Raw genomic sequence first — 18,140 nt, forward strand, 5'->3', positions numbered from 1 at the left:
GACCACGCTAGATGCGATGTAGGTCAGGTTCTGGCACACATCGTCGTTAGTCTGGCAGCCATGTCCGACACCCCGGCCCGGCTGCTGACCCTGCTGTCGCTGCTGCAGACCCCCCGCGAGTGGCCCGGCAGCGAGCTGGCCGCGCGGCTCGGCGTCAGCCTGCGCACCATCCGCCGCGACGTGGACCGGCTGCGCGAGCTGGGCTACCCGGTGCAGGCCACGATGGGCGCGATCGGCGGCTACCGGCTGGTCGCCGGCAAGGCCCTGCCGCCGCTGCTGCTCGACGACGAGGAGGCGGTGGCCATCGCGGTGGGGCTGCGTACCGCCGCCGGGCACGCGGTCGCCGGCATCGAGGAGGCATCGGTACGCGCACTGGCCAAGCTGGAGCAGGTGTTGCCGACCCGGCTGCGGCACCGGGTCGGGGCGCTCGGCGCGGCCACCGAACCGCTGCTGACCTGGAGCCGGCCGACGGTGGACCCGGAGCAGCTGACCGGGCTGGCCGCCGCCATCACCAACCGCGAGCGGCTGCGGTTCAGCTACCGCCGGCACGACGGCGTGACCGGTGAACGCCGGGTGGAGCCGCACCGGCTGGTGTCGGCCGGGCGCCGGTGGTACCTGGTCGGCTACGACAACGACCGGGACGACTGGCGGATGTTCCGGGTGGACCGGATCAGCGAGCCGGTCTCGATCGGGGTGCGTACCGCCGCGCGGGAGTTGCCGGCCGCCGACGCCGCCGCGTACGTGACCGACAAGCTGACCGAGCTGACCCCGGTGTACCGGGCGGTGGCGACCCTGCACGCACCCATCGAGACGGTGGCCGGCCGGGTCGGCGACTCGCCGGCGGACCTGGTGCCGATCGACGCGCGGAGCTGCCGGCTGACCAGCCACAGCGACACCCTGGAATGGCTGGCCTGGCGGCTGTTGACGCTGGGCTGCGAGTTCGAGGTGCACGATCCGCCCGAGCTGGTCGCCCACCTGCGCGAGATCGGCGGCCGGGCCACCCGGGCAGCGGGCTGATCGACTCCGTGTCGGCGAGGTGGGGGTGTCGGCGGCGCGGCGATGCCGCCACCTCGCCGAGCTTGCGTACGCCTCAGCGCCGCCGCGCGAAGTCGACGAACGCCCGCCAGTTGTGCGGGCCGATGGTGAGTACCGGTCCGGACGGATCCTTGCTGTCCCGCACCAGGACGACGCCCGGCAGGTTGTCAGCCACCTCGACGCACTCACCCTGCGTGCCGCTGCGGGTGGACTTGCGCCAGGTTACGCCGATCAACTCCACGACGTCATCACTTCCTTCATCAGCTCGATCGACTGCCGGCGTGACAATGCCTCGCTGCGGACGCTCTCCCACCTCGACAACAGAGTAGACAGATCCTCATCTCTGTCGACCACCACGCCACCGAGCTGTGTCTCCAAGTGACCAACCCAACCGCCGTCGTCACCTCGGGCCAGCACGAATGGCCCGTCCAGCCCGACATGCACGCTGACCTCAGCGGGTATCACATGGACGCTGATGTGCGGACCCTCCGCGCATTCGATGAGGTGGTCGATCTGCTGGACCATCAACCCACGAAAGCCCTCATCGGCGCGGCGGAGAACCGACTCTTCGATGACCGCTACGAACTTGGGTGGGTCCGGTCGAAGGAACACCGACTTCCGATCCATGCGCACGGCCAGTCGCCGCTCCACCTCGTCATCGCTGATCGCGTCGTCGCAGCGGATCAAGGTGCGGGCATAGTTCTCGGTCTGAAGCAGCCCGGGAATCAAGCTGGGCTGGTAGCACCGGAGTTGCTGCGCGCGTCGCTCCGCCTCAAGCCAGGGGCGGAACCAGCTCGGCTGGCCGTCGCGCTCGGCCAGCTTGAGCAGGGACGTCAGTAGGCCGCCGGTGGCCAGCACCTCGTCGGCGCGCTTGAGGAAGAACCGGTCGAGGGGGCGTTGCCCAAGCTCGACGGCGGACACCTGCGAGCCCGAGAAGTGGACGAGCTTCCCGAACTCCTCCTGGCTCAGCTCGGCCTTCAACCGCAGTCGCCGCAGTTGGGCACGGATCAGGTCGGTGGTCGGTTCGGATTCCACAGTTCCTCCACAGATCCGCCGGCTCCTGCCCGGGATGTCACGCGGCCACGGCTGGTCGCCCCGCCCTCGCTCCGACCCCCGTCGATGCCTTCCGACAGTAGTGGCCTCCGCAGCAGAGTGTCACCAGCGGTCGCGCTCGCCAACGGTGGCGGGCGGGCCGCGCCGGGGCCGCTCCGGTTCCCCCGTGCCGGGCGGCCCCGGCCCCGGCACCCGAGGAGGTCGACGTGGACAACCGCCGGTACGGCGATCGGCGCCCGGTGCCGGCCCGCCCGCTGCCCGTGCCCCGCCTCGGCCCGTACGCCGATCGGCCCCGGGCGTACCCGGCGGACCGGGTGCCGCACCTGCCGCTGCGTCCGATGTGGCTGTGCCGGGCCTGCGGCCGGCCCTGGCCGTGCGCCGAGGCGCGGCTGCTGCTCCGGGTCGAGTACGACGGCCGCCCCGTCGACCTGGCCGTCTACCTCTCCGGGCTCTACCACGAGGCGACCCACGACCTGTTCCGGCTGAACCCGCACGACGGCCCCACCCCGCGCGAACTGTTCGAGCGGTTCGTCGCCTGGGGGCCGTACCGGCGGCCGGTGGTCGAGCCGGCCGACGGCGAGCGGTGAGCGGCCACGACGCTCGCCGACGCCCCGATGGTTGCCCGCCCGGGACGCCGGACACCGTCACCATCAGCATCCGGCGTGGCACGTACGACACTCCGCCGTCCCATGTCCGTCGTGGGCGTCGCCACATCGACCCGGTGGGCGCGCCACGGTCGTCGGGCGCCGGTGGGAGACTGACCGACCGACGCGGATCGGACCCGGAGGCCGGAGTGGCAGACGTGCGCTGGCGCAGTTACGTGGCGGTGGGGGACAGTTTCACCGAGGGGATGGACGACCCCTATCCGGACGGCACCTACCGCGGCTGGGCCGACCTGGTCGCCACCCGGCTCGCCGCCGAGGCCGGCCCCGACTTCCGGTACGCGAACCTGGCCATCCGGGGCCGGCTCTTCCCGGACGTGGTGGCCAACCAGGTGCCCGAGGCGGTCGCCATGAAGCCGGATCTGATCAGCTTCGCGGCCGGCGGCAACGACGTGCTCCGCCGCACCTTCGACCCGGACGCCCTGGTCGCCCGCTTCGACGACGTGGTGCGGGAGCTGCGCTCCGGCGGGGCCGACGTGATCCTCTTCCGGTTCGCCGACGTGATGGCCCGGCTGCCCGGGCAGCGACTCGTGGCGCCCCGGGTGCAACTGCTCAACCAGGCCGTCGGCGAGACCGCCGAGCGGCACGGCGCCATCCTCGTCGACCTGTACGCCGACGACACCTACCTCAACCCGATGCTGTGGAGCACCGACCGGCTGCACCTCTCCCCGGCCGGGCACCGGCGGGTGGCCGCGCAGGTGCTCGGCGCGCTCGGCGTCGGCTGCGACGACGAGTGGCTGCTGGTGCCCGAGCGCCCGCTGCCCAAGCCGTGGCTGGCTGCCCGCGCGGACGACCTGCGCTGGGCCGGCCAGCACCTGGCCCCCTGGATCAAGCGCCGCCTGACGGGCCGCTCCTCCGGCGACACCGTCACGGCGAAGCGCCCCACGTTGGCCCCGATCACCGACTGAGCAGAAGAGATCTTGGTAGGAAACGGCCCCGCCAGGGGCCACTTCCTACCAAGATCTCCTCGGGAGTCGGCGTCCGGTTCTCGATGCGGGGTCGGTGCCGGCTGATCGGGCGTACCTTGGGGATCATGTCTGTGCCGAGCGATCCCGATCCCCGACTCCAGTCCTACGCGGACCCGCAGCGGCTGGTCACCACCGGCTGGCTGGCCGAGCACCTGGGCGACGAGGGCCTCGTCGTGGTCGAGTGCGACGAGGACGTACTGCTCTACGACACCGGCCACATCCCCGGCGCCGTGAAGGTCGACTGGCACCTGGACCTGAACGACCAGGTGACCCGCGACTACCTCGACGCGAAGAGCTTCGCCGAACTCTGCGCCGCCAAGGGCATCGGCCGGGACGACACGGTCGTCTTCTACGGCGACAACTTCAACTGGTGGGCCGCGTACGCCCTCTGGGTGTTCTCCCTCTTCGGCCACCCGGACGTGCGGCTGCTCGACGGCGGCCGGCAGAAGTGGGTCGCCGAGGGGCGGGAGCTGACCCGCGACAAGGTGACCTGGCCGCGCGCCGACTACCCGGTGCCGCAGCGCGACGACGCGCCGATCCGGGCCTACCGGGAGCAGGTTTTGGCGCACGTGGCGGCGGGCCGGCCGCTGGTCGACGTGCGCTCGCCCGGCGAGTACACCGGCGAGATGCTGCACATGCCGGACTACCCGCAGGAGGGCGCGCTGCGCGGCGGGCACATCCCGGGCGCGGTCAACAAGCCGTGGAAGTCCGCGGCCAACGACGACGGCACCTTCAAGTCGCCCGACGAGCTGCGCGCCATCTACGCCGACCAGCTCGGGCTGAGCCCGGCCGACGACATCGTGGCGTACTGCCGGATCGGCGAACGGTCCAGCCACACCTGGTTCGTGCTGCGCCACCTGCTCGGCTACCCGCAGGTGCGCAACTACGACGGCTCGTGGACCGAGTGGGGCAACCTGGTCCGCGCCCCCGTCGTCAAGGGCGACCAGCCCGGCGGCCTGGCGAGCTGAGCGGTCGGCCGGACCCCGCGCGCCGGTTTCGGCCGCGCGGGGTCCGGCCCTTTCGGCGGTACGACGCGGGGGCGGCCCGCCGCAGCCGTACGGCTCAGCCGGCGGCGAGCCGTGGGGCGCGGCGACGCGGCTCAGCCGGCGGCGAGGGAGATCTCGCCGTAGAGGTCGCGGACCACCCCGGTGATCTCTCCGGTCTCCGGCTGCCACCGCAGCAGCCCGCCCGGATCGTGGCGCAGCAGCACCGCGCCGTCGGCGTCCCAGCCGAGCACCTCGCAGCAGCCCTTCCAGCGGTCCCGGCCCAGGTCGAGCAGGCGGGTCACCACGCCGGTGCGGGCATTCAGCACCGCCACGCCTTCCAGGCTGCCCGTGCTGCCGAGGGTGAGCCAGCCGGCCCGGGCCACCAGGTCGCCGCGCTGCCAGCCCCGTCCGTAGAACTCGTCGACCCGGTTGCCGGCGGGCAGCGCGCGCAGGTCGAGCGGGAAGTCGCCGCGCATCGTCTCGTCGCCGCTCCACTGCCGCAGGCGCAGGCTCGTCACGGCGCCACCCACCTCCAACAGGCCGTCCGTCGGCCGCGCGGGGTCGGGGGCGACCAGATCCCAGGGGTACGCCTTCAGCCGCCGGGTGGCCCCGCTGCTCCGGTCCACCTCGTACGTGGCGGCGTCGTCGCCGACGAGGAGCCGGTCGCCGGCCCAGACGACGTGCTCCAGGTAGCCCCTGAGCGGGTAGCGGCTGACCGTCGCGGTGGTCAGGTCGACCACGACCACCACGTCGGTCTGGGCGAAGGCGGCCAGCCGCCCGTCCGGCGACAGGCTGCCGGTCTTCAACGGCACCGCCTCGTTGCCCTCGGCGTCCCTGGTACGGGCCGGGGTGAACACGTCGAGTTCGCGCACGACGCCGTCGTCGCCGAGCACCCGGATCCGCCCCTCGACGCCGGTCGCCGGGTCGACCGGCTGGTAGAGCGCCAGCGCCTGGCGGACCGGGCGGGCGGAGAGCGGCGCGGCCACCGGGTCGCCGAGGCGACCGAGCGGGCCACCGGGATAGCCCAGTTCCTCCGGCGGCCGCTGCACCGGCGACGCGCTCGGCACCGGCCGTACGGTCGGCGTGGCGGGCGCGATCGGCTCCGGCCCGTCGGCGGGGCGCAGGGCCAGCGCCGTACCACCGGAGAGCATGACCACCGCCACCGCGGCGGCGCCGGCGGCCCGGCGGTTGCGCCGGACGCGGCGGGCCCGCTCCCAGCCGGCGGAGGCGGAATGCGCCGGCCGGACGTCCTCGGCGGCCCGGGTCAGCAGCCGGGTCAGCTCCTCTTCCCTCACGGTTTCACCTCCATCCCGCTCGGCAGGCCGTCGTCGCGGCCCAGCTCGGGTGCCACCTCGCGGAGCCGGCGCAGGGCCGCGTGGCACTGGCTCTTCACCGTGCCGACGGTGACGCCGAGCGCCTCGGCGGTGGCCGTCTCGGTCAGGTCCTCGAAGTAGCGCAGCACCAGCACCGCGCGCTGCCGGGGCGGCAGTTGACCGAGGGCGTCGTGCAGCGCGAGCCGCAGCTCCCCGTCCCGGTCCCGGGCCGCCTGCTCGGGCGGGTACGCCGCCAGCCACTCCCGCCGGCGCCGCCGCCACCAGGAGACCGCGTCCCGGTAGAGGATCGCCCGCACGTACGCGGCCGGGTCGCCGTCGCGCACCGCCGGCCAGCGCAGGGCGAGCTTGAGCAGCGCGTCCTGGAGCAGGTCCTCGGCCTGGTGCCGGTTGCCGCAGATCAGGTACGCGGCGCGCAGCAGCCGGTGCTGGTGCGCCTCGACGAAGCGGACGTAGCCGTCCCGTCCGTCGTCGGTCGTCGCCGGTGCCATCCACCCTCCCTCCGGCCGGCCGCCGCGTTCGGCGTCACCAGCCAGACGCACCGGAACCCGGAAAAGGTTGGGCGGTCAGGCGCCGGGTGTGCCCAGCAGGTAGCGCTGGACGGTCGGCGCGACCCAGGCGACCAGGTCGGCCCGGTCCATCTCGACCATGGGCGGCAGCCGCAGCACGTAGCGGGTGAGCGCCAGCCCGAGCATCTGGCTGGCGAACAGCCCGGCCCGCCGGGGCAGGTCCTCGGACGCGGCCCGGGCCACCGCCGGAGCGACCTGCTCGGCGAAGATCGCCCGGATCCGTTCGGCCGCGCCCGGGTTGGTGGCCGCCGTACGCAGCAGCGCGGCCATCGTCTCGTCGCTCTCCCAGCGGTCGAGGAAGTGCCGGACCAGCACCTCGCCGAGCTGGCTGGGCGGCACGTCGGCCAGGTCGGGCAGCCGCAGGTCGAACTCGGCGGCGGCGGCGAACAGCCCCTCCTTGCTGCCGTAGTAGCGCATCACCATCGACGGGTCGATCCGCGCGTCGGCAGCGATGGCCCGGATGGTGGCCCGGTCGTAGCCCTCCGCGGCGAAGCGCTCCCGGGCGGCACGGAGGATCGCGGCCCTCGTGGCGTCGGAGCGGCGGGGACGGGTCGCGGTCGGCTCGGTCATGCCTACGACCGTATGCCAACAACTGTTGACACTCCAGCGAGGGCGGGTCTAACGTTGCCAACAAGCGTTGGCCAACATTTGTTGGCATAGACGAGGAGGTGCGGTCATGCTGCCCACGAGCACGGACGTCCTGGTGGTGGGGGCCGGTCCGACCGGGCTGACCACCGCGCTCACGCTGGCCCGGCGCGGGGCCGAGGTGACCGTCGTCGACCGGCTGGAACGCCCGCCGGTCACCTCCCGGGCGGCCGTCGTGCACGCGTACACCCTGGAGGAGTTGGACCGGATCGGCGCCGCCGCTCCGCTGATCGCGCGCGGGCTGCGGTCGCCGGGGTTCACCGTGCGCGACCGCGACCGGGTGCTGCTCACCGTGCCGTTCCGCACCCTGCCGTCGCGGCACGCCTACGCGCTGATGGTCTCCCAGTCGGTCACCGAGGAGGTGCTCACCGGGCAACTCGCCGCGCTCGGCGTGCCGGTGCTGCGGCCCTACCAGGTAACCGGGCTGGCGGTCGACGCGGACGGCGCGACGGTCGCCTTCGCGGGCGGGCCGACCGTGCGGGCCCGGTACCTGGTCGGCGCGGACGGCATGCGCAGCCTCGTGCGGGAACAGGCCGGCATCGGCTTCTCCGGGCCGGACACCGGCGCGGAGTCGTTCGCCCTCGCCGACGTCCGGGTGACCAGCGCGCTGCCGCGCGACCAGGTGGCCCTCTTCCTCGCCAGCTCCGGCCCGCTGGTCTGGGCGCCGCTGCCCGACGGGGTGGTCCGGCTGGTCGCCGCGGTCGACGAGGCGCCCGCCGACCCGGACGCCGGGTACTTCCAGGCGCTGCTCGACGAGCGGGGGCCGGCCCGGCGCCCCGACCGGGTGACCGAGGTGCTCTGGAGTTCCCGGTTCCGGCTGCACCACCGGATCGCCGACACCTTCCGGGCCGGGCCGGTGCTGCTCGCCGGCGACGCCGGGCACGTGCACAGCCCGGCCGGTGGGCAGGGGATGAACCTCGGCATCGTGGACGCGGTCGACCTCGGCAGCACCCTCGCCGACGTGCTGGCGGGCGGACCCGAGACGCTGCTCGACGGGTACGCGGCCCGGCGCCGGCCGATGGCCGAGGAGGTCGTCGGCTTCGCCGACCGGCTGACCCGGCTGGCCACCCTGCCGCCGTCCCGCCGGCCGGCCCGGAACCTGCTGTTCCGGCTGATCTCCGTGCTGCCGCCGGCCCGGCACCGGGTCGCGCTGCGCCTCTCCGGGCTCGACCAGCGCCCGCGGGGTGCCCGGCCGGCGGCTCAGTCGTAGCTCCCGGCCGCCGGCGTGCCTGCCCGCGCCGGGCCGGCCTGCCGGTGCGCGGTCGGCTTGTCGGCGCCGGGCCGCGCGGCCTGCTTAGCAACCGTGGCCGGGACGTGGCACGATTTCCCAGGTGACCAGCAAGGCCGACCCGGAGCAGCACCTGCGCGACCTGGCGCGGCTGCGCCGCGTCCGCGACCGGATCGACCGGGAGTACGCGCAGCCGCTGGACGTCGAGGCGCTCGGCCGCGGGGTGAACATGTCCGCCGGGCACCTCAGCCGCCAGTTCCGGCTCGCCTACGGCGAGTCGCCGTACAGCTATCTGATGACCCGGCGCATCGAGCGCGCGATGGCGCTGCTGCGTCGCGGTGACCTCAGTGTCACCGAGGTCTGTTTCGCGGTCGGCTGCGCGTCGCTGGGCACCTTCAGCACCCGGTTCACCGAACTGGTCGGTGTGCCGCCCAGCGTCTACCGGCGGCGGGCGGCGCACGGGACCGCGGGCATGCCGGCGTGCGTGGCGAAACAGGTGACCAGACCGGTCAGGAATCGAGAAGCGCCGGCCAGCGAGCCGCAACTAGCGTGACCGGCATGGACATCAAAATTCACGCCAGCTTCCTTCCGCACACCGACCCGGACGCCTCCCTGACCTTCTACCGCGACGTCCTCGGCTTCGAGGTCCGCGGCGACGTCGGGCACGCGGGGATGCGGTGGATCACGGTCGGGCCGGCCGGCCAGCCCGACACGGCCATCGTCCTGCACCCGCCGACCGCGACCCCCGGCCTCACCGACGAGGAGCGCCGGACCATCCTCGAACTGATGGCCAAGGGCAGCTACTTCGGCGTCAACCTGGCCACCACCGACCTCGACGGCACCTTCGCCAAGCTGGAATCCACCGGCACCGAGGTGGTCCAGGAGCCGACCGAGCAGCCGTACGGCGTCCGCGACTGCGCGTTCCGCGACCCGGCCGGCAACATGATTCGCATCCAGGAGCTGCGCTGAGCCCGGGCCGGCTACGCCGGCGAACACCGCGAAGGCGGCCACCCCGCTACAGATGGAGACACGATGAGCAGGGCCACGAGGACGGAGACGCAGTCGACGGCGCGGCAGGTCGCCGACAGCCACGACCTGATCCGGGTGCAGGGCGCGCGGGAGAACAACCTCAAGGACGTCAGCATCGAGATCCCGAAGCGCCGGCTGACGGTGTTCACCGGCGTCTCCGGCTCGGGCAAGAGCTCGCTGGTGTTCGGCACGATCGCCGCGGAGTCGCAGCGGATGATCAACGAGACCTACAGCGCGTTCGTGCAGGGCTTCATGCCGTCGCTGTCGCGGCCCGAGGTCGACGTGCTCGACGGCCTGACCACCGCGATCATCGTGGACCAGGAGCGGATGGGCGCGAATCCCCGCTCCACCGTCGGCACCGCCACCGACGCCAACGCGATGCTGCGCATCCTGTTCAGCCGGCTCGGCCAGCCGCACATCGGCTCGCCCAACGCGTACTCGTTCAACGTCCCGTCGGTGAAGGCGAGCGGTGCCATCACCGTCGAGCGCGGCGCGGGCAGGACGAAGACCGAGAAGGCGACCTTCCACCGCCTCGGCGGCATGTGTCCGCGCTGCGAGGGCATGGGCTCGGTCAACGACTTCGACCTGTCGGCGCTGTACGACGAGACCAAGTCGCTCAGCGAGGGCGCGCTGAAGGTCCCCGGCTACAGCATGGACGGCTGGTACGGCCGCATCTTCAGCGGCAGCGGCTACTTCGACATGGACAAGCCGATCGGCAAGTACGGCAAGAAGGAGCTGCACGACCTGCTCTACCGGGAGCCCACCAAGATCAAGGTCGAGGGCATCAACCTGACCTACGAGGGCATCATCCCCAAGATCCAGAAGTCGATGCTCGCCAAGGACGTCGAGTCGATGCAGCCGCACATCCGCGCCTTCGTGGAGCGGGCGGTGACCTTCACGACCTGTCCCGAGTGCGACGGCACCCGGCTGAGCAAGGAGGCGCGGTCGTCGAAGATCAACGGGAAGAGCATCGCCGACGTCTGCGCGATGCAGATCAGCGACCTGGCCGACTGGATCCGCAAGCTCGACGAGCCCTCGGTGGCCCCGCTGCTCGGCCGGCTCCAGCACCTGCTCGACTCGTTCACCGAGATCGGGCTGGGCTACCTCTCGCTCGACCGGCCGGCCGGCACCCTCTCCGGCGGGGAGGCCCAGCGCACCAAGATGATCCGGCACCTCGGCTCGTCGCTCACCGACGTCACGTACGTCTTCGACGAGCCCACCATCGGCCTGCACCCGCACGACATCCAGCGGATGAACGAACTGCTGCTGCGGCTGCGCGACAAGGGCAACACCGTGCTGGTCGTCGAGCACAAGCCGGAGACGATCGCGATCGCCGACCACGTCGTCGACCTCGGCCCCGGGGCCGGCACGGGCGGCGGCACCATCTGCTTCGAGGGCACGGTGGAGGGGCTGCGGGCGAGCGACACCATCACCGGCCGCCACCTCGACGACCGGGCGAGCCTGAAGAAGTCGGTGCGTACGCCCGCCGGCGCGCTGGAGGTCCGCGGCGCGTCGACGCACAACCTGCGCAACGTCGACGTCGACATCCCGCTCGGCGTGCTCTGCGTGCTCACCGGCGTCGCCGGCTCCGGCAAGAGCTCGCTGATCCACGGCTCGGTCGCCGGCCGCGACGGCGTGGTGGTGGTCGACCAGGGCGCGATCCGCGGGTCGCGGCGCAGCAACCCGGCGACGTACACCGGGCTGCTCGACCCGATCCGCAAGGCGTTCGCGAAGGCCAACGGGGTGAAGCCGGCGCTGTTCAGCGCCAACTCCGAGGGCGCCTGCCCGGCCTGCAACGGCGCCGGGGTCATCTACACCGACCTGGGCGTCATGGCCACCGTCGAGTCCGTCTGCGAGGAGTGCGAGGGGAGGCGGTTCCAGGCGGCGGTGCTGGAGTACACGCTGGGCGGCCGCAACATCGCCGAGGTGCTCGCGATGTCAGTGACCGAGGCCGAGGAGTTCTTCGGCGCCGGCGAGGCTCGTACGCCCGCCGCGCACGCCATCCTCGACCGACTCGCCGACGTCGGGCTCGGCTACCTCAGCCTCGGCCAGCCGCTGACCACGCTGTCCGGCGGTGAGCGGCAGCGGCTCAAGCTGGCCACCCACATGGCCGAGAAGGGCGGCGTCTACATCCTCGACGAGCCGACCACCGGTCTGCACCTCGCCGACGTCGAGCAACTGCTCGGCCTGCTCGACCGGCTCGTCGACGGCGGCAAGTCGGTGATCGTCATCGAGCACCACCAGGCGGTCATGGCGCACGCCGACTGGATCATCGACCTCGGTCCCGGCGCCGGTCACGACGGCGGCCGGATCGTCTTCGAGGGCACCCCCGCCGACCTCGTCGCGGCCCGCTCCACCCTCACCGGCGAGCACCTGGCGGCCTACGTCGGCGCCTGACCCGCCTTCGACCTCGTCGCGGCCGGGCCGTCGGAGCGATCCGGCGGCCCGGCGGCGGCCGGTCGCAGCACCCGCCACGCCGTGAGGGTGACCAGCGCGAAGATCACCGCCGCCGCCGCCGCCACCGGCACGGTGCCGTACGCCGCCCCGACCAGCCCGGCCAGCGCCGCGCCGACCGGTGCGGTGAGCAGCCCGACCACCCGCTGCGCCGCGCCCACCCGGCCGAGCAGGTCGGCCGGCACGTGGCGCTGCCCGTACGACGCCCAGAGGCTGTTCCACACGGTGCTGCCGGCGGCGAAGACGGCCAGCGTGAGCCCGCCGGTCACCGGGTGCCGGGCCAGCGCGAACGCGGTCAGGGCGACGGTCTGCGCGGCGAGCACCACCCGCAGGGCGGCCGTGGTGCCGAGCCGGTCGGCCAGCCGGCCTGCACCCAGCGCGCCCGCCACGCCGCCGAGGACCGCCGCCGCGGCGAACCCGCCGTACCCGGCCGGCGGCACCCGCAGCACGTCCAGCGCGTAGAGCACCAGCACCGCCAGCAGCCCGCTGATCGCCAGGTTGCTCGCCGCGGTGAGCACGGTGATCCGCCACATGGTGTGATCGCCGCGGAGCCACCGCACCCCGTCCGCCGCCTCCCGCCACACCGACCGCCGCCCCCGCCCCCGTCCCTCTTCCGCGATCTTGCACTTGTGGCCCTCGTCCTGCGGCATTACGTCCGTTTTGCCGGGGCGGAAAGTGCAAGATCGCGGGGAGGGTGGGGCTGGGAGGGCGAGGACGAGGAGGGCGGCGGTGACGAAGGTGAGGGCGTCGAGGGCGAACGGGAGGGGTGCGGCGACGGCGAAGAGGACGCCGGCGGCGGGAGCACCGAGGAAGCCGCCGGCCACCGCCGTACCGGCCTGCAACCGGCCGTTCGCCCGGGGCAGGGCGGCCGCCGGCACCACCGCCGGGAGCAGCGCGAACGCGGCGGCGTCGAAGAGCGCGCCGAGCGTGGCGAGCAGGAACGCGACCAGCAGCAGCGCGGCCACCCCGGCCCGGTCGACGGCGATCGCGACGGCGAGCCCGCCCACCACGGCGGCGCGCAGCCCGTCCGCCACCGCCATCGTCCGGCGCCGGTCCCAGCGGTCCGCGTAGACGCCGCCGAGCAGGCCGAACAGCAGCGGCGGCAGCTGGGCGGCGACGGTCACCGCGGCGATCACCCGCGGGTCCCGGGTCAGCGTGGCGGCCAGCAGGGCCAGGGCCGGCGTACGCAGGGCGTCGCCGAACCGGGACGAGACGGCGGCGGACCAGAGCAGGTGGTAGTCGCGGCCGAGCCGGGGTGCGGTCATGCCGGCGACCCTGCGGGCTCGACCGGGTCGAGGGTCAAGCCACCCGTGACCGAACCGACGGGTAACCGAGCCTCCACGTGGTGCGGCGCGCGGTCTACGCTTGCCCGGTGACGGTGGAGCAGCAGGCACGGGGCACGAACGGGGCCGCGGGGTCGGGTCGGCGCCGGTCCCGCCGGGACGAGATCCTGGAGATCGCGGTCGGTCTCTTCGCCGCGCGCGGCTACCACGGCGTCTCGATGGACGACATCGGCGCGGCCGCCGGGGTCACCGGCCCGGCGCTCTACCACCACTTCGCCGGCAAGGAGGCGATGCTGGTCGCCGCGCTGATCCCGGTCAGCGAGGGGCTGCTCGCCGGCGGTCGGGAGCGCTCCGCCGGCCACCCGGACGACCCGCGCGCCGCGCTCGAGTCGCTGATCGACTTCCACGTCGACTTCGCCCTGGCGAATCCGGCGGTGATCGCCCTGCACCTGCACGAGCTGGACCGCCTCCCGGACGAGCCGCGCCGCCGGATCCGCCGGCTCCAGCGGCTCTACGTCGAGGAGTGGGTGACCGTGCTGACCGCGCTGCACCCGGGCATGCCCGACGGCGAGGCGCGGGTGCTGGCCCACGCCGCGTTCGGCCTGATGAACTCCACTCCGTTCCTCGGCGGCGAGGTGGACCGCCGCCGCCGCGCCGAACTCCTCCGCGGCGCCACCCTGGCCGCCCTCCTCGCCCCCACCCCTCCCGCCTAACCACCCCCACCCCCCCCGGGGCCTCCCTCTGGTGATCAAGGGATTTGCGTCAGGGAACGGGCGTTCTTCTGACGGGAATCCCTTGATCAACGGACGGAACGTCGGGCTGGACGGTGGGTGGGGTGGGTGGGTGGGGTGGGGTTCGTGGGTGGTGGGGGCGGCGTGGTTCGCTGTCAGCGTCCCAATCCTTGGACGCTGGGAGGAAGAATGATCGAGTCGCTGTTGGTCGCCAACCGGGGCGAGATCGCCCGCCGGATCATCCGTACCGCCAGGCGGCTCGGCGTCCGCGCGATCGCTGTGCACTCGGAGGCCGACGCCGGCCTGCCGTTCGTGGCCGAGGCCGACGAGGCGGTCTGCGTGGGCCCGGCCAACCCGGCCCAGAGCTACCGCAACGTCGAGGCGATTCTCGCCGCCGCCAAGTCGACCGGCGCGCAGGCGATTCACCCCGGCTACGGCTTCCTGTCGGAGAACGCCGACTTCGCCCGTACCGTCGAGGCGAGCGGGCTGATCTGGGTCGGGCCCGGCGCGGACGCGATCGCCGCGATGGGCGACAAGATCAACGCCCGGAACCTGATGGCGGCGGCCGGTGTGCCGGTGGCACCCGGCACCACCGACCCGGCGGCCGACCTGGGCGCGGCGGTCGCGGCGGCGGCGGAGATCGGCTACCCGGTGATGGTCAAGGCCGCGGCCGGCGGGGGCGGGATGGGCATGGGGGTGGCGGACGACGAGGCCGCGCTGCGCACCGAGTACGACAAGGTGCGTTCGTTCGCCGAGCGGATGTTCGGCGACGGCTCGGTGCTGATCGAGCGGTACTTCCCCCGGGTGCGCCACGTCGAGGTGCAGATCCTCGGCCTGGCCGACGGCCGGGTGGTGGCGCTGGGCGAGCGGGAGTGCTCGGTGCAGCGGCGCAACCAGAAACTGGTCGAGGAGTCGCCGTCGCCGGCGGTCTCGCCGGAGCTGCGCGAGCGTTTCCTGGCGGCGGCCGTGCGGGCCGGCGAGGCGGTCGGCTACCGCAACGCGGGCACCGTGGAGTGCCTGCTCGACCCGGCCACGCAGGAGTTCTTCTTCCTGGAGATGAACACCCGGCTCCAGGTCGAGCACCCGGTCACCGAGCTGGTCTACGGCGTCGACCTGGTCGAGGAGCAACTGCGGGTCGCCGCCGGGCTGGCCCCGACCTTCGACCCGGACGCGCTCGCGCCGCGCGGGCACGCCATCGAGCTGCGGATCAACGCCGAGGACCCGAAGCGCTTCCTGCCCGGCCCAGGTGTTATCAGCACCTGGAACGAGCCGGCCGGGGAGGGCGTGCGGGTCGACTCCGGCTACGTCGCCGGCAACACGGTCACCCCGTTCTACGACAGCCTGATGGCGAAGCTGATCGTCAGCGGGGCCACCCGCGAGGAGGCGGTGCGGCGGGCCCGGGCCGCGGTTGCCCAGTTCGAGATCGCCGGCCCGAAGTGCAACCTCCCCTTCTTCGCCGAGCTGCTGGAGAACGACGAGTTCCTCTCCGGCGACTACGACACGGGCATCGTCTCCCGCATGCGCTGACCCCCACCCCCCCCACCCCGACCCCCACCCCGCCCGGCCTCGCTGATCATGAAGTTGTTGCCCGTCGCATCGGCGTGTCGCCGCAACAACTTCATGATCGACCCGACCCGGGGCGGGTGGGTGCGGGTTGGGGTGTCGGGGTGGGAGGGTGGAGGGTGAGGTACCAAGCACCCAGCATTGCGTCACAGTGAGGTGACCCCTTATGACGAGCCTGCCGAACTCCGTGTCGATCCGCGAGGTCGGGCCGCGCGACGGACTGCAGAACGAGGAGCCGATCCCGACCGACGCCAAGGTGCGGCTGCTCGACGCCCTCTCGGGCACCGGCGTGCGGCGGATCGAGGCGGTGTCGTTCGTGCACCCGAAGGCGATCCCGCAGATGGCAGACGCCGACGAGGTGTGGCAGCGGGCCACGAAGGCCGACGGGGTGCGCTACTCGGCGCTGGTGCCGAACACCCGGGGCGCGCAGCGCGCCCTGGCCGCCGGGTTCACCGAGATCGAGGTCGTGGTCTCGGCCAGCGACACGCACAACCGGCGGAACGTGAACCGGTCCACCGAGGAGTCGCTGGACGACATCGCCGAGCTGATCGACCTGTTGCACGGCGCCGGCGCGCAGGCCGAGGTGATCATCGCGACCAGCTTCGGCTGCCCGTACGAGGGGGACACCGATCCGGCCCGGGTGGCCGCCATCGTGGACCGGGTGGTCCGCGACGGCGCGGACCGGGTGGCGTTCGGCGACACCACCGGCATGGGCACTCCGCGCCGGGTCCGTGACCTGCTGACCGCGGTACGCGACCGCAACGCGCACATCCCCGTGCTGCTGCACTTCCACAACACCCGGGGCACCGCGCTGGCCAACCTGCTGACCGCGCTGAAGCTGGGGGTGACCGAGTTCGACGCCAGCGTCGGCGGCCTCGGCGGCTGCCCGTACGCGCCGGGGGCCAGCGGCAACCTGGCCACCGAGGAGGCGGTGCACATGCTGCACGACATGGGCATCGACACCGGCATCGACCTGGACGCCCTGATCGAGGTGGCGGAGCTGGCTGAGCGCCTGGTCGGCCGGCAGCTTCCCTCCGGTGTGCTGCGGGCCGGCCCGCGTACCCGAACAGTCGCCGTCTGAGCCCGTTCGAAGCGGAGGCGGGCCCCGTCCCGGTGATCGGGCCCGCCCTGCAAAATCAGCCGCGAACTGAGCGGTCAATAAGGGTGTTCTGCCGCAGACAGTCGAATATGCCGTATAAGGCCTGTTTAGGACGAGATGGCAGACCGGCGACTTCGAGGAGCACAACCAGGCAATGGGCGGCAGGCGGCTGGGGGACGGGGGCGAAGGCTCACGGCTGCTTCAGCGACCCGCCTTCCGCAACTGGCTACGCGCCTTGACCCTCGCCGGGGCCGCCGGAGCGGCCTGGTTGATCGGGTCGTCCGCCGCCAGTGCCGACGAGGGGGTCGGTTCGGTCGCCGGCGGACCGTTGGTGCCCGCAGCCGGAACCGAGCACGTCGGCGACCCCGGCCTGTCCGCGTCGCCGGTGCCGGGGATCGCCGACACCGCCGTGGTGGACCTCGGGTCGGACGCCGCCATCGAACCGGTCACCGCCGTGGTCACCGAACTCCCGGCCGTGGTGACCGCCGCCGTCTCGATCGACGTGTCGGCGGGTGTCGAGCTGGAACTTCCCGGCGTCCTCTCGATCGGAGTGTCAGCCTGGGTCGCGGACGAGGCCGTCGCAGACCTGCTCCCGCCGGTCCGGGATCCGGCGGACTCGCTGCCACCCGTGCCCGGCTCGGGGCCGGCGGCGGGTGAGCAGTCGATCAGCCCGGATCCACCGGTGGCGCGCGGCGTCGACCAGGCGGACCGGCCGCAGGTCGGCCCGTGCGGCGAGATGTGGCGCAGCACGGCCGGCCACGCCGGTGAGCAGGAGTTCGTACCGGCGGTGCCGCTGCCCGTGCCGGCCGCGCCGCCGGTGACTCCCGGGCCGGGCCTGAGTAACGGAACCGCGTGCGGCTCGCAGGTTTCGTCATCGGGAAACGGAGTCGTCGGGAACCTTTCCACCGACCCGTCCCACAGCATGCCGCCGTTGAGCGTGCTGCTGACTACGGCATCCGACGTCGCGGTGGGCATTCCCGCGGCCGAGCCGGCGGTGTCGCCCGACTGATCTGAGGACGCCGCCCGGCACGCTGCCGGCTGGCCGAACGTCGGTGCGACCGCACCGCCTGTCATCAGATCCTCTTCTCCGGCATTTCCCAGGGCAGTGGCCCTGTCCGGACAACATCGTTCAGTCATTTCAGAAAGGCGCGTAACCATGAAGTCTTTTTTCCGTATGGCCGTTGGTGCCCTGGTTCTCGGCGGCGGTCTTTTTCTCATGGCATCCCCGGCCCAGGCGGCGCCCGCCTCCGGCCTCGGCAGCGGTAACAGCGTGAGTGTTCCGATCTCGGTGGCGGCGAACTTCTGCGGCAACGGGATCGGGCTGCTGGGCTCGGGTGTCGGCATCTCGAAGGAGTGCGAGGCCGAGATCGTCAACAAGTCCGAGCAGAAGCACTTCTTCAAGGGTCACGGGCTGGGGCGGTAAACCCCGGCCTCCTCAGAAGATCCATCAGGCTGAGGGCCCCCGCGTCGGCGGGGGTCCTCGGTCTGTCTGGCGACTGGCTCC

Annotated in this window: 19 protein-coding genes; 13 read left to right on the forward strand and 6 right to left on the reverse strand. The window is 73.0% G+C overall.

Annotated elements, in window-relative coordinates; translation table 11 throughout:
• Positions 1-60: 60 nt before the first annotated feature.
• A complete protein-coding gene (locus FHX32_RS09640) occupies positions 61-1,017 on the forward strand; it encodes a helix-turn-helix transcriptional regulator (RefSeq protein ID WP_167180390.1) in 957 nt (318 codons plus the stop codon).
• 73 nt (positions 1,018-1,090) lie between these two features.
• Here the strand turns inward: FHX32_RS09640 and FHX32_RS09645 are convergent, their stop codons facing one another.
• Positions 1,091-1,276, reverse strand: a complete 186-nt coding sequence (locus FHX32_RS09645; RefSeq protein WP_167180391.1) for a DUF397 domain-containing protein — start codon at positions 1,274-1,276, stop codon at positions 1,091-1,093.
• Positions 1,267-2,070, reverse strand: coding sequence for a helix-turn-helix domain-containing protein (locus FHX32_RS09650; RefSeq protein ID WP_167180392.1), 804 nt, complete (start codon positions 2,068-2,070; stop codon positions 1,267-1,269). The genes FHX32_RS09645 and FHX32_RS09650 overlap by 10 nt, the downstream gene beginning before the upstream one ends.
• A 224-nt stretch (positions 2,071-2,294) precedes the next feature.
• Between FHX32_RS09650 and FHX32_RS09655 the strand changes: the two genes are divergently transcribed.
• From FHX32_RS09655 to FHX32_RS09665, 3 genes are all read left to right on the forward strand, one after another.
• Complete coding sequence (locus FHX32_RS09655) at positions 2,295-2,675, forward strand: hypothetical protein (protein ID WP_486480982.1); 381 nt, start codon at positions 2,295-2,297, stop codon at positions 2,673-2,675.
• Positions 2,676-2,890: 215 nt separating this feature from the next.
• A complete protein-coding gene (locus FHX32_RS09660) occupies positions 2,891-3,658 on the forward strand; it encodes an SGNH/GDSL hydrolase family protein (RefSeq protein ID WP_167182501.1) in 768 nt (255 codons plus the stop codon).
• A gap of 125 nt (positions 3,659-3,783) precedes the next feature.
• Entirely contained in the window at positions 3,784-4,686 is a 903-nt protein-coding gene (locus tag FHX32_RS09665) for a sulfurtransferase (protein ID WP_167180393.1), read from the forward strand.
• Between the two features lie 131 nt (positions 4,687-4,817).
• Here the strand turns inward: FHX32_RS09665 and FHX32_RS09670 are convergent, their stop codons facing one another.
• The 3 genes from FHX32_RS09670 to FHX32_RS09680 all read right to left on the reverse strand — a co-directional run bounded on the left by FHX32_RS09670 (position 4,818) and on the right by FHX32_RS09680 (position 7,174).
• Positions 4,818-5,999, reverse strand: coding sequence for a hypothetical protein (locus FHX32_RS09670; protein WP_167180394.1), 1,182 nt, complete (start codon positions 5,997-5,999; stop codon positions 4,818-4,820).
• On the reverse strand, positions 5,996-6,526 hold the full coding sequence (locus FHX32_RS09675) for a SigE family RNA polymerase sigma factor (RefSeq protein ID WP_167180395.1): 531 nt from the start codon (positions 6,524-6,526) through the stop codon (positions 5,996-5,998). Before FHX32_RS09675 ends, FHX32_RS09670 begins: the two co-directional genes overlap by 4 nt.
• A gap of 75 nt (positions 6,527-6,601) precedes the next feature.
• A complete protein-coding gene (locus FHX32_RS09680; RefSeq protein WP_167180396.1) occupies positions 6,602-7,174 on the reverse strand; it encodes a TetR/AcrR family transcriptional regulator in 573 nt (190 codons plus the stop codon).
• A gap of 106 nt (positions 7,175-7,280) precedes the next feature.
• Between FHX32_RS09680 and FHX32_RS09685 the strand changes: the two genes are divergently transcribed.
• The 4 genes from FHX32_RS09685 to FHX32_RS09700 all read left to right on the forward strand — a co-directional run bounded on the left by FHX32_RS09685 (position 7,281) and on the right by FHX32_RS09700 (position 11,903).
• A complete protein-coding gene (locus FHX32_RS09685; protein ID WP_167180397.1) occupies positions 7,281-8,459 on the forward strand; it encodes an FAD-dependent oxidoreductase in 1,179 nt (392 codons plus the stop codon).
• Positions 8,460-8,580: 121 nt separating this feature from the next.
• Positions 8,581-9,030: a helix-turn-helix transcriptional regulator gene (locus FHX32_RS09690; RefSeq protein WP_167180398.1), complete on the forward strand. Its 450-nt coding sequence runs from the start codon at positions 8,581-8,583 to the stop codon at positions 9,028-9,030.
• 5 nt (positions 9,031-9,035) lie between these two features.
• Positions 9,036-9,446 (forward strand): VOC family protein, encoded by a 411-nt coding sequence (locus FHX32_RS09695; RefSeq protein WP_167180399.1) that lies wholly within the window; start codon positions 9,036-9,038, stop codon positions 9,444-9,446.
• Between the two features lie 63 nt (positions 9,447-9,509).
• On the forward strand, positions 9,510-11,903 hold the full coding sequence (locus tag FHX32_RS09700; protein WP_167180400.1) for an excinuclease ABC subunit UvrA: 2,394 nt from the start codon (positions 9,510-9,512) through the stop codon (positions 11,901-11,903).
• On the opposite strand, the gene FHX32_RS09705 is transcribed toward FHX32_RS09700, so the two are convergent.
• Positions 11,888-13,225 (reverse strand): MFS transporter, encoded by a 1,338-nt coding sequence (locus FHX32_RS09705; protein WP_167180401.1) that lies wholly within the window; start codon positions 13,223-13,225, stop codon positions 11,888-11,890. The two genes, FHX32_RS09700 and FHX32_RS09705, sit on opposite strands and share 16 nt — an antisense overlap.
• Positions 13,226-13,332: 107 nt before the next feature.
• Between FHX32_RS09705 and FHX32_RS09710 the strand changes: the two genes are divergently transcribed.
• The 5 genes from FHX32_RS09710 to FHX32_RS09730 all read left to right on the forward strand — a co-directional run bounded on the left by FHX32_RS09710 (position 13,333) and on the right by FHX32_RS09730 (position 18,059).
• Positions 13,333-13,956, forward strand: a complete 624-nt coding sequence (locus FHX32_RS09710) for a TetR/AcrR family transcriptional regulator (protein ID WP_167180402.1) — start codon at positions 13,333-13,335, stop codon at positions 13,954-13,956.
• A 207-nt stretch (positions 13,957-14,163) separates the two neighbouring features.
• Positions 14,164-15,501 carry an ATP-binding protein gene (locus FHX32_RS09715; RefSeq protein WP_167180403.1) on the forward strand — a complete coding sequence of 446 codons (1,338 nt, stop codon included), beginning with the start codon at positions 14,164-14,166 and terminating at the stop codon, positions 15,499-15,501.
• A 202-nt stretch (positions 15,502-15,703) separates the two neighbouring features.
• A complete protein-coding gene (locus FHX32_RS09720) occupies positions 15,704-16,618 on the forward strand; it encodes a hydroxymethylglutaryl-CoA lyase (protein ID WP_167180404.1) in 915 nt (304 codons plus the stop codon).
• Positions 16,619-16,967: 349 nt separating this feature from the next.
• Positions 16,968-17,645 (forward strand): hypothetical protein, encoded by a 678-nt coding sequence (locus FHX32_RS09725; protein ID WP_167180405.1) that lies wholly within the window; start codon positions 16,968-16,970, stop codon positions 17,643-17,645.
• A 147-nt stretch (positions 17,646-17,792) separates the two neighbouring features.
• The gene (locus tag FHX32_RS09730) at positions 17,793-18,059 is read left to right on the forward strand and encodes a chaplin (RefSeq protein WP_167180406.1); all 267 of its coding nucleotides are present in this window, start codon (positions 17,793-17,795) and stop codon (positions 18,057-18,059) included.
• The last annotated feature ends 81 nt before the right edge of the window (positions 18,060-18,140 follow it).

The organism is Micromonospora sp. CNZ280 (assembly GCF_011759515.1).

Bases quoted from the DNA above. Each gene is read 5' to 3' on its own strand.
- FHX32_RS09680 (WP_167180396.1), bottom strand. From the start codon at position 7,174: ATGACCGAGCCGACCGCGACCCGTCCCCGCCGCTCCGACGCCACGAGG.
- FHX32_RS09675 (WP_167180395.1), bottom strand. From the start codon at position 6,526: ATGGCACCGGCGACGACCGACGACGGACGGGACGGCTACGTCCGCTTC.
- FHX32_RS09715 (WP_167180403.1), top strand. From the start codon at position 14,164: ATGATCGAGTCGCTGTTGGTCGCCAACCGGGGCGAGATCGCCCGCCGG.
- FHX32_RS09705 (WP_167180401.1), bottom strand. From the start codon at position 13,225: ATGACCGCACCCCGGCTCGGCCGCGACTACCACCTGCTCTGGTCCGCC.
- FHX32_RS09695 (WP_167180399.1), top strand. From the start codon at position 9,036: ATGGACATCAAAATTCACGCCAGCTTCCTTCCGCACACCGACCCGGAC.
- FHX32_RS09685 (WP_167180397.1), top strand. From the start codon at position 7,281: ATGCTGCCCACGAGCACGGACGTCCTGGTGGTGGGGGCCGGTCCGACC.
- FHX32_RS09640 (WP_167180390.1), top strand. From the start codon at position 61: ATGTCCGACACCCCGGCCCGGCTGCTGACCCTGCTGTCGCTGCTGCAG.
- FHX32_RS09730 (WP_167180406.1), top strand. From the start codon at position 17,793: ATGAAGTCTTTTTTCCGTATGGCCGTTGGTGCCCTGGTTCTCGGCGGC.
- FHX32_RS09665 (WP_167180393.1), top strand. From the start codon at position 3,784: ATGTCTGTGCCGAGCGATCCCGATCCCCGACTCCAGTCCTACGCGGAC.
- FHX32_RS09700 (WP_167180400.1), top strand. From the start codon at position 9,510: ATGAGCAGGGCCACGAGGACGGAGACGCAGTCGACGGCGCGGCAGGTC.
- FHX32_RS09720 (WP_167180404.1), top strand. From the start codon at position 15,704: ATGACGAGCCTGCCGAACTCCGTGTCGATCCGCGAGGTCGGGCCGCGC.